The following is a 14,692-nucleotide window of genomic DNA, read 5'->3' as shown; positions in this document are numbered from 1 at the left end:
CTCTTCCCCTCCCTACACCTGTTCGCGCTCCGCCTCGGAGACGAACGGCTGCAGGAAGTTCGCGATGTACTGCTCCACATCGGTGATCCGCTGCTCGAAGGCGTAGAGCTGGTCCCGCATGCCCGCCTTGGCCTGCTCGTCCTGCCGGGACTCCTCTATGTTCCGCTGGACGATGCCGATGAGGTCCTGGAGCTGCAGGTGGAGCGTTCCGCTGATCCCGCCCCACATCTCGCGCAGGTCGGCGGCGCGGCTGCCCGCGTACTGGCGGGCGGTCTGGTCCGCGGAGTCCTTCACGTGGGTGGCGAACTCCTCCGCCGCGCGCGTCTGCAGCTTGCCGGGGGCGAACAGGACCGCCCCCGACGCGAGAAGCGGTCCCATGGCCACGCCGATCGCAACGGCCACGCCGACCGGCGGAAGGGCCAGGCTGATCAGACCGGCCGCCGCCGCCGCGGCGGCCGCCCCGACGCCGAGCGCCGCACCGCCGCCCGCGCCGTACATCATGAGCGAGCTGGGGCGGAACATCAGCGGCACGTCGTCGCCGAGGCGGCGGCTCTCGCCCGCCTTGCCCTTGCCCGCCGCGATGGCCAGCGTGTAGATCAGGTGGTTCTGGTCCCGTTCCGCCTGGGAGCCGGTCAGTTCCTCGCGGAGCTTGTCGAGGAGGTCGGCGTGCGCCCGGATCAGCGGTTCGAGCTGGCGCACCAGATCGCCCTGCCCCTCCTCGATGACCTGGTCGAGCTCCTGGGCGCAGAAGATCTGCATGCGCTCCTGGAGCTGGACCGTGTACGCCTCCATCAGCTCGTGCTGGGCGGCGACGCGGCCGCCCCTGGTGAAGGAACGCACGGCGCGGGTCAGACGTCCCGGGCCGGTCGTGATGTGCCACTCGTGGATCTCGCAGCTGATCTCGGTGAGGAACTCGGCGAACCTGCGCTGCAGTTCGTGCTCGATGCCGAGGATCTTGCTGCTGACGATGTCGCGGATCGCGTCGGCGCTGGTGCGCAGCTGGTCCTGGGTGGACTGGCTGCGGTCGAGGAGCTCGCGCAGCTCCGCCGTCGACTTCATCAGGACCGCGCCCTCGTCGTGCAGGCGCACGCGCAGGTTGACGGCGTTGTGGCGCAGGAACTCGGCCAGCCGGACGAATTTCACCCGGGCCGCGTCGCGCATGCAGAAGACCTCCAGGGCGGACTCCAGCTGCCCGATCCCCGAGGCCCTCAGGCCCTCCGCGTCGCCGCCGGTCCGCGACCGAAGGGCCTGGAGGGCGCTGATGAAGAACACGTTGGCGGCGGCCGGGCCGGATTCCCCGCTGAGCTCGGCGACCGCGTTGCGGCACCGGCTCATCACCTCCGCCCGTTCCTCCTCCTCGATCCGGTCGAACTGGTTCACCACGAAGAAGATGTCCCGGTGGCCGAGCTTCCTGACCCGGGTGAGGTAGTTCTCCGTCTCGTGGAGGGTGAACGGCCGCCCCGCGTCGGTGACGAACACGACGGCGTCCACCTCCTCCAGGTACCGCAGGGTCACCAGCTCGCGGTCGGCACTCTCGTTGATCCCGGCCGAGTCCACGATTTCGACGGACCTGCGCAGCAGCTCCAGCGGCTGCTCGACGACGGCCAGCGCGAAGGACGGGGTCCGGGGTGCGCCGTGCGCGTCGAGCTGGAGGGCGACCTCCCGCTTGAACTCCTCGGTCGTCACGGCCGTTTCACCGCCCCGCCGGTCCCCGTCGCGGTACAGCCAGGCCCGCTCGGTCTCGCCCCAGCGCAGGACTGTGGTGAAGGCGGTGGCCGGATTGGCCTTGGTGGGCAGCAGCCGTTTGCCCAGCAGGGCGTTGATCAGGGTGCTCTTGCCGCTGCTGAACTCGCCGAGCACCATGATGCGGAAGGTCTCGCGCTCGAAGACCGCCCCGTTGATCCCCAGGTCCAGTGCGGCGCCCGGGGTGCCGGGCGGGGCGATGACGGCGGCGGCCTCGCCGGCCACCTGCTGCAGGCGCTGGTAGTACGAACGCAGCGTTCCGATGTTCTCGCTCCAGCCGCGGAACTGCACGGCCGGTGATTCCTGCCCGGCCGCCAACCGCCGGTTCTCGTGCGCCATCAGGCCCCTTCCAGGGGTAAGAGGTGAGCGTGCACGGAGCGGCCCAGCGTCCGCGCCGTGCTCTGGAGTGAACGCCAGTGGTCGAGGGACTCCGGCTGCGCGGCGACGGCCGTCGTGTGCAGCCGCCACCACTGCTCGTCGCGGTCCCGCGCCCGGCTCAGCAGGTGGTCGTAGACCTGGCCGATGCGCGCCTCGGTCCGTGCCACCTGCTCCGTGAACGCAGCCTCGACGATCCGTTCCAGGTCGTCGATGGCCCGTTCCCGGCGCTCCGCCTGGCCGTGTTCGAGCGCTTCGGCCACCAGCGCCGTACCGGCCGCTCCCGCGATCTGCCCCACGGCCTCGGCCGACATGGGCGTGAGCACGCTCTCGATGGCGGTCCCGACGAACTCCGGCAGCCAGGAGGCGTCCCAGCCGGTGGCGTTGCGCGACTCCGCGGCGGCGGCCTCCTCCGCGACCCCGGGGAGGGCCGCGGACGGTACGACCCGCCCCGCGTCGGGGGCGGCCAGGCCCTGGAAGAGTTCCTCGCCGGGGCGGTTGCGGAGCAGGGCGGCGCGCAGCCGGCGGGTGTCGTCCTCGAGCGCCCGGTCGACCGCTTCGGTGATCCACGCCTCGAACCGCTGGAGGGCCTCGGCGGTGTACGGGATCGCGTGGAGGCGGATGAAGTGCTGCTCCTGCGGCGTGTCCAGCATCCGGGAGAAGCGCGCGGCGAGTTCGCGCGCCGCGGCGGCCCGCCGCTTGCGCGCCTCGGCGGCGATCGTCTGCACGAGCGTGGCGCGCCACTCCCCGGCGTCGGCGCTGAGCACGATCCAGTGGAAGCGGGCGCTCTCCTGGGCCGTGTGCCAGATCTGGGCGGCCCGCGTTCTGACGGGGTCGGGCCGGTTCACGTCCGTGAGCGCCCGCCCGGCGGCCTCCTCCACGAGGGCGCAGGTGGCGGCGAGGAGGTGCAGTCTGCGGATGGTCCGCAGCGCGCGGCGCAGCCGGATCCCGGCCAGGTGGCCCAGGACCGCGCGGAGCGGGTCGACGCCGTCGGGTTCCGCGGCCCCGGGTGCCGCGCCGGACGCGGGGACCGGGCCGGTGGCGGGGACCGGACCGGGCAGCACCAGCGCCTCGGGGGCCAGTACCGAGACGAGGTGGTTGACGCGGCGCATGATGTCGGCCGCCTCGTCCTCGACCTCGGCGAGCTTGGTGACGACGACGGCGAGCGGAGGGCTGTGCGGGGCGGTGGCGAGCGCCTTGATCCGGGCCTGTTCGGTGGCGAGCATCGCGCGCCGCGCCTCGGTGACGACGACCACCACGTCGCAGTCGCCGACGATCCGGGCGAGGGCGGCGGTGTCGGGCTTGCGCACTCCGGACCAGCCCTCCCAGCCGGGGGTGTCGACGAGCTCCACCCCGGTACGTGCGGGCCAGGAACCGGACGGCACTTCGACGCGTACGGTACGGAGGCCCGCCGGCCCGGGGTCACCGGGACCCGGGGCGGCGTCCGATCCGGCTTCATGGCCGGATCCCGCCGGTCCGGGAGATCCGCCCGGCGCCGCGGGTCCGCCGGGGCCCGCAGATCCGCCCGGCCCCGCAGGTCCGCCGAGCTCACCGGACTGCTCCGACTCGGCGGCGTACGGGCGCACCACCACGGGCGGCCCGTCCGTCGGGTGCACGGACACCGGCACGCAGACCGCGCCGACGAGCTCGTTCACGAGGCGGGACTTGCCGACGTTGCTGCCGCCGATGACGCAGATCCGGGCCTGCGGGGACTCCGCGCGGCGGGCCGTGCGGCGGATCAGCGAGGCGGTGGAGTCCGCCCCGGCCCGGTCCGCCAGCAGGGCGACCCCTTCGGCGAGTTCGGCCTGTCGCAGCTCGACCTCGCGCTCCTCCGTACCGGCCACAGCGCCGCCACCCCACCCCGTCAGGACCTCCCGGCACGGCCATGATGCCAACGGACGGAGCCCGGCGCCCCCGGTTCGGCGGGAAGCCCCGCATACGTGCGGGGAGAAGGGGCACCCGGTAAAAACTTAGGTCCCCCTTACTACTTTTAGCCAAGGTTAGGCTAACCTTCCCTCCGAACGGCCCAGTGGCCGCCCGGCACGCACGAAAGCGGACATAGACATGCCCAAGTCCCGTACCCCCCACCTCTCCCGCCGCGGTCTCATCGCCGCCGGCGGCGCCCTCGGCCTCGTCGCGGCCCTCACCGCGTGCGGCGGATCCGACTCGGCGAAGGGCGGGGCGGGCGACAAGGACAAGAGCGCCGCCGCCTCGGGCCCCTGGACCTTCAAGGACGACCTCGGCAAGGACATCAGCCTCAAGGCGAAGCCGAAGAACATCGTCGCCTTCACCGGCACCGCCGCCGCGCTGTACGACTACGGGATCCAGGTCAAGGGCGTCTTCGGCCCGACCAAGACCGCCGACGGCAAGCCGGACGTCCAGGCCGGCTCGATGGACATCTCCAAGGTCGAGATCCTCGGCAACGTCTACGACGAGTTCAACGTCGAGAAGTACGCCTCCCTCCAGCCCGAGCTGCTCGTCACCAACACCTGGGACGGCACGTACTGGTACGTGCCCGAGGCCTCCAAGGACAAGATCCTGAAGCTGGCCCCGGCCGCCGCCGTCGGCGTCGGCGGCGACGTCTCCATGGACAAGGCCCTGGAGCGCACCGCGGACCTCGCCAAGTCCCTCGGCGCCGACATGAACGCCAAGTCCGCCGCCGACGGCAAGGCCCGCTTCGAAGCCGCCGCCGCCAAGGTCCGCGAGGCCACCAAGGCCAACCCGGGCATCAAGGTCCTCGTCGGCTCCGGCTCCGCCGACCTGTTCTACGCCTCCTCCCCCGACACCTCGGCCGACCTGAAGTACTTCAAGTCCCTGGGCGTCGAGTTCGTCACCCCGGACAAGCTGGGCGAGGGCAACTTCTTCGAGAGCCTGAGCTGGGAGAACGCCGGCAAGTACAAGGCCGACCTGGTCCTGCTCGACAACCGCACCGGCACCCTGCAGCCGGAGGAGCTGAAGGCCAAGCCGACCTGGGCCGAGATGCCCGCCGTCAAGGCCGGCCAGGTCGCCCCGCGCGTGACCGAGCCGATCTACTCGTATGACAAGTGCGCCAAGATCCTCGAGGACCTCGCCAAGGCCGTCCAGGGCGCCAAGAAGGTCAGCTGACCCTCGGCCGGCCCGCCGGCCCCCGGCGCCACGACCAGGCGCCCCATCCATTCCCAGGGGGGATTCTCCGCATGACCGCCATCGCATCCGACGCGACTGCCTCCGAAGCCGTACCGGCCGCCGCCCACTTCCGGTTCTTCGAACTCGAAGTGCTGCGCACCCGCCGGCTCGGACACTCGTTCCTGCGGGTCACGTTCGGCGGGGAGTCCCTCGCGGGCTTCCGCTCGGGCGGCTACGACCAGAGCCTGTCGGTCTTCCTGCCGCCCGCGCACGAGGAACACACCGCGCTCCCGTCCACCGACGAGGACACGTGGTTCGGCGCCTGGCGGGCGATGCCCGACGCCGACCGCCCGGTGATGCGCTCGTACACCGTGCGCGAGCAGCGCCGCACGGCCGGGGGCGCGGACGAGGTCGACATCGACTTCGTCCTGCACGGCGACTCGTCCCCCGCCTCGTACTGGGCCGGACGGGCCGTCACCGGCCGCCGGATCATGGCGATCGGCCCGGCCGTCGCGGAGAACAAGTCCGTACGGTTCCAGCCGCCGGCCGCCACCGATGCGCTGGTGATGTACGCGGACGAGACCGCGCTGCCCGCGGCCGCCGCGATCTTGGACCGGCTTCCCGCCGGCACCCGGGTCGCGGCCTGGTTCGAGGTCCCGCACGCCGATGACCGCCTCGACCTCCAGAGCGCCGCCGACCTGGACGTCACCTGGATCGTGCGCGAGAGCGGCACGGGCAAGGAGCGCGCCGAGCGCGTGGTGGAGGCGCTGCGGGCGGCCGAACTCCCGGACGCCGAAGCCCCGTACGTCTGGCTCGCGGGCGAGGCGGGCACCGTTCGGGCGGTCCGCCGGCACATCGTGCAGGAACGTTCCATCGACCGGCGCGCGGTGCGTTTCACCGGTTACTGGCGTCTCGGCGCGAGCGAGGAGGAACTCCTCGCCGAGGCGTACTCGGGACAGGCTGCCAGCGAGGATCCCACCTCCGCGCTGTAGTCCCAACTCCCCTTGTCCGCTCCACTGTTGCGAGATGGGCCCCGGCTTTTGGCCGGGGCCCATCTCCATTTGGTGTGACACTTAGGTTAGGCTAACCTAAGGAACGCCTTCCCCACCCCCCATCTCCCCCTGCCCGGAGGAACGTTGATGCGCTCGCATCTGCTGAATGAGACGACCGCGGACCTGTACCGGCGTTCCGTCACGGAAGGCGTCGAGCGCGTCGCGGCGAAACTCGCGACCACCGAGCGGCCCCACACCGGCATGTCCGTCGACGAACTCGCCCCGGTCATCAACGGGATCGACCTGGACCGGCCGCTCGAAGACCCCGCCGCCGTCCTCGACGAGCTGGAAGAGGTCTACCTCCGCGACGCGGTGTACTTCCACCACCCGCGCTACCTGGGCCACCTCAACTGCCCGGTCGTCATCCCCGCCGTCCTCGGCGAGGCGGTCCTCTCGGCCGTCAACTCCTCCCTGGACACCTGGGACCAGTCCATCGGCGGCACGCTCATCGAGCGCCGGCTGATCGACTGGACCGCCGGGCGCATCGGCCTCGGCCCGGACGCGGACGGCATCTTCACCTCCGGCGGCAGCCAGTCCAACTTCCACTCCCTGCTGCTGGCCCGCGACGAGGCCTGCCGCACGGTCATGCAGAACAGCCACCGGCCGCTCGCGAAGTCCGAAGTCCTGCCGAAGCTGCGCATCTTCACCTCCGAGGCCAGCCACTTCAGCGTCAAGAAGTCGGCCGCCATGCTCGGACTCGGCTACGAGGCCGTCATCGCCGTCCCGGTCGACCGCAACCGCCGCATGGACACCTCCGTGCTCGCCCTGGAGCTGGAGAGCTGCGTCCGCGAGGGCCTGTTCCCGATGGCCGTCGTCGCCACCGCCGGCACCACCGACTTCGGTTCCATCGACCCGCTCCCCGAGATCGCCCGCCTGGCCGCCGAGCACTCCACCTGGATGCACGTGGACGCCGCGTACGGCTGCGGACTGCTGGTCTCCCCCACCCGCCGGCACCTGCTCGACGGCATCGAGCACGCGAACTCGGTCACGGTCGACTACCACAAGTCGTTCTTCCAGCCGGTCAGCTCCAGCGCGATGCTGGTGCGCGACCGCGACACCCTCAAGCACGCCACGTACCACGCCGACTACCTCAACCCCCGCCGGATGGCGGAGGAGCGGATCCCCAACCAGGTCGACAAGTCCATCCAGACCACGCGCCGCTTCGACGCGCTCAAGCTCTGGATGACCCTGCGCACCATGGGCGCGGACGGCCTCGGCTCGCTCTTCGACGAGGTCATCGACCTGGCCGCCGCCGGCTGGGACATCATCGACGCCGATCCGCGCTTCGAGGTCGTCGTCCGCCCGCAGATCTCCACCCTGGTCTTCCGCTACGTACCCCGCCTCGACGGCGTCGAGGTCCGCAACGACCTCGTCGACGAGGCCAATCTGCACGCCCGCAAGGCGCTGTTCGCCTCCGGCGAGGCCGTCGTCGCCGGCACCAAGGTGGACGGGGACCAGTACCTGAAGTTCACCCTCCTCAACCCGCAGACCACGACGGCCGACATCGCGGCCGTCCTCGACCTCCTCGCCGCACACGCCGAGCAGTTCCTGGGAGAATCCCTTGCCGTCCACCACTGAGCCCCACGACTTCATCGGTATCGGCCTCGGTCCCTTCAACCTGGGACTCGCCTGCCTGACCGCGCCGATCGACGAGCTCGACGGGCTCTTCATCGAGTCGAAGCCGCACTTCGAGTGGCACGCCGGGATGTTCCTGGACGGCGCCCACCTGCAGACGCCGTTCATGTCGGACCTGGTCACCCTGGCCGACCCGACCTCGCCCTTCTCCTTCCTGAACTACCTGAAGGACAAGGACCGGCTGTACTCCTTCTACATCCGGGAGAACTTCTACCCGCTGCGGACCGAGTACAACGACTACTGCCGCTGGGCCGCCGACCGCCTCACCAACGTGCAGTACTCCACCTCCGTCACGGAGGTCACGTACGACGAGCAGGCCGAGGTGTACGAGGTCCACACCGACCGCGGCGAGACCCACCGCGCCCGCCGCCTGGTCCTGGGCACCGGAACCCCGCCGTTCGTCCCGCAGGCCTGTGCCGGCCTCGGAGGCGACTTCACGCACAACTCCGCCTACGTGCAGAACAAGGCCGAGCTCCAGCGGAAGAAGTCGATCACGCTCATCGGCTCCGGCCAGAGCGCGGCGGAGATCTACTACGACCTGCTGTCCGAGATCGACGTGCACGGCTACCAGCTCAACTGGGTGACCCGCTCACCGCGGTTCTTCCCGCTGGAATACACGAAGCTGACCCTGGAGATGACCTCCCCGGAGTACGTGGACTACTTCCACGCGCTCCCCGAGGAGACCCGCTACCGGCTCGAGACCCAGCAGAAGAACCTCTTCAAGGGCATCGACGGCGAGCTCATCAACGCCATCTTCGACCTGCTCTACCAGAAGAAGGTCACCTCCCCGGGCCCGGTCCCGACCACCCTGCTGACCAACACCTCGCTGAACTCCGCGGCGTACGACACCACCACGGGCTCCTACGCCCTGGGGCTGCGCCAGGAGGAGCAGGAGCGCGACTTCTCCCTCGCCACCGAGGGCCTGGTCCTCGCGACGGGCTACAAGTACACGCTGCCCGAGTTCCTGAACCCGGTGCGCGAGCGCCTGGCCTTCGACGGCCACGGCCGGCCGGACGCGGCCCGCAACTACAGCATCGACGTGACCGGCCGCGGGGTCTTCCTGCAGAACGGCACGGTGCACAACCACTCGATCACCTCGCCCGACCTGGGCATGGCCGCGTACCGCAACGCGTACATCGTCGGAGAGCTCCTCGGCCGCGAGTACTACAAGGTCGAGAAGTCCATCGCGTTCCAGCAGTTCGCGGCCCCGGAAGGCACCCACGCATGAGCACCACCGCAGAAAGCCTCTACACGCGCGACGACGCCGTCCTCGGCAGCTTCTCCATCCGCCCGCTGGACCCCTTCGCCGACGCGGAGCTGCTCCACGGCTGGGTCACGCACCCCAAAGCCTCGTTCTGGATGATGCAGGACGCCTCGCTGCCGGACGTCGAGCGCGAGTACATGCGCATCGCCGCCCACGAGCACCACCAGGCGTTCATCGGCCTGCACGAGGGCCGCCCCGCCTTCCTGATGGAGACGTACGACCCGAGCGAGCTGGAGCTCGTCGGCCTGTACGACGCCCTGCCCGGCGACGTCGGCATGCACTTCCTCGTCGCCCCGAGCGACCGGCCGCTGCACGGTTTCACCCGCGCGGTCATCACCACCGTGATGGCGGCCGTCTTCGCCGACCCGAAGACCGAACGCGTCGTGGTGGAGCCGGACGTGGACAACAAGGCCGTGCACGCCCTCAACGAGGCCGTCGGCTTCGTCGCGGAGCGCCCGGTGCAGAAGCCGGAGAAAATGGCCCTGCTGAGCTTCTGCACGCGCGCGCAGTTCGAGGCGGCCACCGGCGTGACGGGAGCCTCCATATGAGCCTCACCGACGCGATCTCGCACCTCTCCCCCGAACTGTGGGCCCGTGCGAACCGCGCCCTGGTCCGCAAGGCCCTGGCGGAGTTCTCGCACGAGCGCCTGCTGACCCCGAAGCCGCTCGACGGCTCCGAGTCGGCGTACTCGGTCCTCAGCGACGACGGCTCGGTCGAATACCGCTTCACCGCGGCCCGCCACGCCCTGGACCACTGGGCGGTGGACGAGGCCTCGGTCACCCGCCTGCGGGACGGCGCCGAGCTCCCGCTGGACGCCCTCGACTTCCACATCGAGCTGCGCGAGGCCCTGGGCCTGAGCGCGGAGGTCCTGCCGGTCTACCTGGAGGAGATCTCCTCCACCCTGGCCGGCTCGGGCTACAAGTACACGAAGCCGCAGGTCCCGTCCGCCGTGCTCGCGAAGTCCTCCTTCCAGGACATCGAGACCGGCATGACCGAGGGCCACCCCTGCTTCGTGGCCAACAACGGCCGGCTCGGCTTCGGCGTGCACGAGTACCTCTCCTACGCCCCGGAGACGGCGAGCCCCGTCCACCTGGTGTGGGTCGCGGCCCGCAAGGACGTCTCGACCTTCACGGCCGGTGCGGGCCTGGACCACGACGCGTTCATGCGCGAGGAACTGGGCGAGGCCGCCATCGCGGGGTTCGAGGCCAAGCTGTCCGCCCTGGACCTGGACCCGGCGCAGTACCACTTCCTGCCGGTCCACCCCTGGCAGTGGTGGAACAAGACCACGGTCACCTTCGCGGCCGAGATCGCGAACCGCCGTCTGGTGCTGCTCGGCGAGGGCGAGGACGCGTACCTGGCCCAGCAGTCGATCCGTACGTTCTTCAACACGACGACGCCGACGAAGCACTACGTGAAGACCGCCATCTCGGTCCTCAACATGGGCTTCATGCGCGGCCTGTCGGCGGCGTACATGGAAGCCACCCCGGCGATCAACGACTGGCTGCACCAGCTGATCGAGGGCGACGAGGTCCTGCGGTCGGTGGACTTCTCGATCATCCGCGAACGCGCGGCGATCGGCTACCACCACCGCCAGTACGAGCGCGCCACCGACCGGTACTCGCCGTACCGCAAGATGCTGGCCGCCCTGTGGCGCGAATCCCCGGTCAACCACCTGCGGGACGGCGAGCGCCTGGCGACGATGGCCTCGCTGCTGCACGTCGACTCCGAGGGCAGGTCCTTCGTGGGCGCCCTGATCGAGGAATCGGGCCTCACCCCGTCGCAGTGGCTGAAGCCGTACCTGAGGGCGTACCTCCTGCCGCTCCTGCACTGCTTCTACCAGTACGACCTCGCTTACATGCCGCACGGCGAGAACACCATCCTCGTCATCGAGAACGGCGTGGTGAAGCGGGCGATCTTCAAGGACATCGCCGAGGAGATCGTGGTCATGGACCCCGACGCGGTGCTCCCGCCGGCCGTCGAGCGCGTCAGGGCCGACATCCCGGAGGACATGAAGCTCCTGTCGATCTTCACGGACGTCTTCGACTGCTTCTTCCGCTTCCTGGGCTCGATCCTGGCCACGGAGGGCATCTGCGAGGAGGAGACCTTCTGGAAGGCGGTCGCGGAGTGCGGCCACGACTACCAGGAGTCGATGCCGCAGCTCGCTGAGCGCTTCGAGCGCTACGACCTGTTCGCCGAGGAGTTCCAGCTGTCCTGCCTGAACCGGCTCCAGCTGCGCAACAACAAGCAGATGGTGGACCTCGCCGACCCGGCGGCCGCCCTCCAGCTGATCGGCACCCTCAAGAACCCCGTCGCGCCTTACGCATCGCGACGGTGATCAAAGGGGCGGGTGCGCTGCCGAATACGGTCCCTCGGCAGCGCACCCGCTGTCCTCGCCCGAGGACGTGTCCGCGAAGCCCTGACCGGCCCTCTTCGCGGACACGCCGCGGGCATCCTTCCTCCCCGGCCACGGCCGCTCCGGCCACGGCTACTCCGGCTACTCCGGCTACTCCGGCTACGACCAGGGGACGTCCGGGGCCCGGTAGTACGTGATGTCCTGGGCGTCCAGCCTCGGCCCCTGCGCCGCCACCCGCCTGCTGTACTCCGACCAGTCGGCCGGGCCCTGGCTCCAGCCCAGTTCCGCCAGGCCCAGCACCCGCGGGAAGGCCATGAACTCCAGGTCCGCGCGGGTCGCGATCGTCTCCGTCCACAGCGGGGCCTCCACGCCGAGGACCGCGGACTGCGGGACTCCGGCCGCGGCCAAGTACGTCCCGGGGTTCCAGTCGTAGGCCCTGCGCACCGGGACGAAGCCCGCCCACGCCAGCCCCGGCTTCGTCGTCAGGTCGTACTTCATGTCCAGGTACAGCCGGTCCGCGGGCGACAGGATCAGCGGGTGGCCCGCCTTCGCGGCCGCGGCCACCGCCGCCTTCTCCGCGGCCCCGGTCCGGTCGTGGCCCCAGTACTGGAGCACCGCACCCGGCGCCGGCCGGGCCGTCGCCAGCTGGTGCCAGGCCACCACCGTCTTGCCGTGGCGCCCGACGATCTGCTGGGCCCGGTCCATGAACGCCGCGTAGTCCGCCGCGGGCGTCGAGTGCGCCTCGTCGCCGCCGATGTGCAGGTAGCGGCCCGGGGTCATGTCCGCCAGCTCGCCGAGCACCTCGTCGATGAACTCGTACGTCCGCTCCTTGCCGACGCACAGCGAGCTGAAGCCGACCTTGATGCCGGTGTAGCGCTCGCGCGCCTTCCCGTCGCAGTTCAGCTCCGCGTACGAGGCCTGGGCCGCGTTCACGTGCCCCGGCATGTCGATCTCCGGGACCACGTCCACGTACCGCTCGCCCGCGTACGCCACCAGGTCCCGGTACTCGTCCTTCGTCCAGTACCCGCCCGGGCCGCCGCCGACCTCGCTGCCGCCGCCGTACTCCGCCAGCCGCGGCCAGGAGTCGATCGCGATCCGCCAGCCCTGGTCGTCGGTCAGGTGCAGGTGGAGCGTGTTGACCTTGTACTGGGCCAGCTGGTCCACGTACCGCTTGACCTGCTCCGCCGTGAAGTGGTGGCGGGCGATGTCCAGCATCGCCCCCCGGTACGCGAACCGCGGCGCGTCGGTGATCTCGCCGCCGGGCACCGTGCCCGGACCGGCCACCGGCAGCAGCTGCCGCAGCGTCTGGCCCGCGTGGAAGAGACCCGCAGGGGTCCGGGCGGTCAGCGTGACCCCGCCCGGGTCCGCCTCCAGCCGGTACCCCTCGACGCCGGTCACCTCCGCCCCCGCGTCGAGCCGGAGCCGGATCCCGTCTCCCCCGGCCCCGTCGACCACCGGCAGCGGGAGCCCGCTGGGAGCTCTGAGCTGGTCCGCGAGGAGCTCGCCGACCCGCCGGACCTCCTCGTCGCCGCCCGGGCCGGTACGGATGACCGTGCCCGCGCCGACGGCGTACCCGGGGCCTTCGGCGCGGGCGGAGGCGGGCGCCGGCAGCAGCTGTGCGTAGGGGGCGAGGGCGGCCGGGCGGCCGTCCCCGGGTCTGGCGTCGGCGTCGGGGGACGCGGCGCAGGAGACGGCCGCGCCGAGGAAGAGGAGTGTGCCGAGCGTGCGTCGCAGGACTCTCATAGGGCAGGTATAGGCCAACTGGCGTGCCGGGTCCGGTGCGAGAATCGACGGATGGCGGAAATCATCCAGAAGGACGGCACATGGACCTTCGACGGGGACGCGGTGCGGATCGTGCCCGGCCGCGACAAGGGGGTGGGGCTGCTGCGCCAGACGCTGGGCGAGGTGGTCGTCCCGCTGCGCGCGCTCGCCGGGATCAGCCACGAACCGGGCCGCAGGGCGGGCCGGTTGAGGCTGAAGCTGCGTGACGGCGCCGACCCGCTGCTCCAGGTGACGGGCGGGCGGCTGCCGGAGGCCTCCGATCCGTACCGGCTGACGGTGGACGCGGACCGGACCGGGGTGGCCGAGTACTTCGTGGACGAGGTCCGGGGCGCGCTGCTGCTGGACCAGGTGGACCCCGGCCCGGTGGACGCGTACCTGCTGCCGGGGCCGGCCGTGCCGATCACGGTGGCCGCGGGGGACGGGACGGTGGCCTTCGACGGCGACCGGGTGGCGCTCGACTGGAACTGGACGACGGAGGAGGCCAAGAGCTCCGGCGGGCCGCGCGAGTTCCGGGTCGCGGACCTGCGGGTGGTGGAGTGGTCCCCCTCCAAGGGCCTGGACAACGGTTGGATCCGGTTCACGCTTGCGGGCGCCCCCTCGGCTCCCGCCCCCAAGTACGACCCGTACACGGTGGAACTGTTCGGCTTCAAGAAGGACCCGCTGATGGCGCTGGTCGCGGCGGCGGTGGCGGTACGGATGCCCCATCCCCGGAGCGCCGCGGACCCGGCCGAGCCCGCTCCGGCCCTCGCCAAGGCCCCGGTGCCGGAACTCGCCGCCTCGGCCCCCGAGCCGGCCGCCCGGGAGGACCACGACGCCCTGCTGCGCCGGCTGCGCGAGCTCGGTGATCTGCACCAGGGCGGCATCCTCACGGCCGAGGAGTTCGCCGCAGCCAAGCAGGCCGTTTTGCGGCGTTTCTGACCCGTACCTTCGCATTTCCATGACCGGATTTACGCCTTCCGCTGGTCTGGACCAGAGGGATCCTGCCCGAATCCGGGCAGGATCTTTGCGTTCCAGGCCACGGCCAGTCAGTATCTACGGGTGCTCGACCGCCGCCCGTCTCATGACGATCTCGTCGACCACCTGGTGCGCAGCACCGCGCTGCAGCGCGGTGAGGCCGCCCGGGTGGTGCTCGACGTGCTCGCGTACTTCGACGAGACGACCGAGGAATTCGTCCGCCGCCGCCACCGTGAGCTCCAGTCCGGCGGCGCGGTCAACGCGGAGATCTTCGAACGGATCGCGGCCGAGCTGCCGCACCGCGCCGTGGCGCCGCCGGAGCTCTCGCTCCGGCAGCTGCGCCGCATCGTCTACGGCTGAGCGACAGGGCCGTCCGACGGCCAGGCGCGGCGACAACAGCGGCAAGGGCAACCGAACTTCAGGAGGGGC

At 71.0% G+C, this 14,692-nt stretch carries 11 protein-coding genes; 8 read left to right on the top strand and 3 right to left on the bottom strand.

Annotation, left to right across the window (positions count from 1 at the left end; all coding sequences use genetic code 11):
- Positions 1 to 12: 12 nt before the first annotated feature.
- Together K7B10_RS25835 and K7B10_RS25830 are read right to left on the bottom strand one after the other, a co-directional pair.
- Positions 13 to 2,082: a dynamin family protein gene (locus K7B10_RS25835; RefSeq protein ID WP_229339530.1), complete on the bottom strand. Its 2,070-nt coding sequence runs from the start codon at positions 2,080 to 2,082 to the stop codon at positions 13 to 15.
- Positions 2,082 to 3,962, bottom strand: coding sequence for a GTPase (locus tag K7B10_RS25830; RefSeq protein WP_229339528.1), 1,881 nt, complete (start codon positions 3,960 to 3,962; stop codon positions 2,082 to 2,084). Before K7B10_RS25830 ends, K7B10_RS25835 begins: the two co-directional genes overlap by 1 nt.
- 220 nt (positions 3,963 to 4,182) lie before the next feature.
- Here K7B10_RS25830 and K7B10_RS25825 point away from each other — a divergent pair, with 220 nt between their 5' ends.
- The 6 genes from K7B10_RS25825 to K7B10_RS25800 all read left to right on the top strand — a co-directional run bounded on the left by K7B10_RS25825 (position 4,183) and on the right by K7B10_RS25800 (position 11,509).
- A complete protein-coding gene (locus K7B10_RS25825; RefSeq protein ID WP_229339526.1) occupies positions 4,183 to 5,223 on the top strand; it encodes an ABC transporter substrate-binding protein in 1,041 nt (346 codons plus the stop codon).
- Positions 5,224 to 5,294: 71 nt separating this feature from the next.
- A complete protein-coding gene (locus tag K7B10_RS25820) occupies positions 5,295 to 6,215 on the top strand; it encodes a siderophore-interacting protein (RefSeq protein WP_229339524.1) in 921 nt (306 codons plus the stop codon).
- A 147-nt stretch (positions 6,216 to 6,362) separates the two neighbouring features.
- Complete coding sequence (locus K7B10_RS25815) at positions 6,363 to 7,853, top strand: pyridoxal phosphate-dependent decarboxylase family protein (RefSeq protein ID WP_229339522.1); 1,491 nt, start codon at positions 6,363 to 6,365, stop codon at positions 7,851 to 7,853.
- Complete coding sequence (locus K7B10_RS25810; protein ID WP_229339520.1) at positions 7,837 to 9,138, top strand: lysine N(6)-hydroxylase/L-ornithine N(5)-oxygenase family protein; 1,302 nt, start codon at positions 7,837 to 7,839, stop codon at positions 9,136 to 9,138. The genes K7B10_RS25815 and K7B10_RS25810 overlap by 17 nt, the downstream gene beginning before the upstream one ends.
- The gene (locus K7B10_RS25805; RefSeq protein WP_229339518.1) at positions 9,135 to 9,722 is read left to right on the top strand and encodes a GNAT family N-acetyltransferase; all 588 of its coding nucleotides are present in this window, start codon (positions 9,135 to 9,137) and stop codon (positions 9,720 to 9,722) included. Before K7B10_RS25810 ends, K7B10_RS25805 begins: the two co-directional genes overlap by 4 nt.
- Positions 9,719 to 11,509: an IucA/IucC family protein gene (locus tag K7B10_RS25800; protein ID WP_229339517.1), complete on the top strand. Its 1,791-nt coding sequence runs from the start codon at positions 9,719 to 9,721 to the stop codon at positions 11,507 to 11,509. Before K7B10_RS25805 ends, K7B10_RS25800 begins: the two co-directional genes overlap by 4 nt.
- Positions 11,510 to 11,686: 177 nt before the next feature.
- Here K7B10_RS25800 and K7B10_RS25795 read toward each other — a convergent pair whose 3' ends face one another.
- Complete coding sequence (locus K7B10_RS25795; protein ID WP_229339515.1) at positions 11,687 to 13,270, bottom strand: beta-N-acetylhexosaminidase; 1,584 nt, start codon at positions 13,268 to 13,270, stop codon at positions 11,687 to 11,689.
- A gap of 51 nt (positions 13,271 to 13,321) precedes the next feature.
- Here K7B10_RS25795 and K7B10_RS25790 point away from each other — a divergent pair, with 51 nt between their 5' ends.
- On the top strand, positions 13,322 to 14,227 hold the full coding sequence (locus K7B10_RS25790; RefSeq protein ID WP_229339513.1) for a DUF4429 domain-containing protein: 906 nt from the start codon (positions 13,322 to 13,324) through the stop codon (positions 14,225 to 14,227).
- Positions 14,228 to 14,347: 120 nt separating this feature from the next.
- Positions 14,348 to 14,623: a hypothetical protein gene (locus K7B10_RS25785; RefSeq protein ID WP_030008735.1), complete on the top strand. Its 276-nt coding sequence runs from the start codon at positions 14,348 to 14,350 to the stop codon at positions 14,621 to 14,623.
- Positions 14,624 to 14,692: the final 69 nt, after the last annotated feature.

Origin of the sequence: Streptomyces flavotricini (genome assembly GCF_020639365.1) — a bacterium.
Lineage (GTDB): Bacteria > Actinomycetota > Actinomycetes > Streptomycetales > Streptomycetaceae > Streptomyces > Streptomyces flavotricini.
Note: the sequence above shows the minus strand (reverse complement) of the source record. Positions and strands in the feature narration are given on the sequence as shown.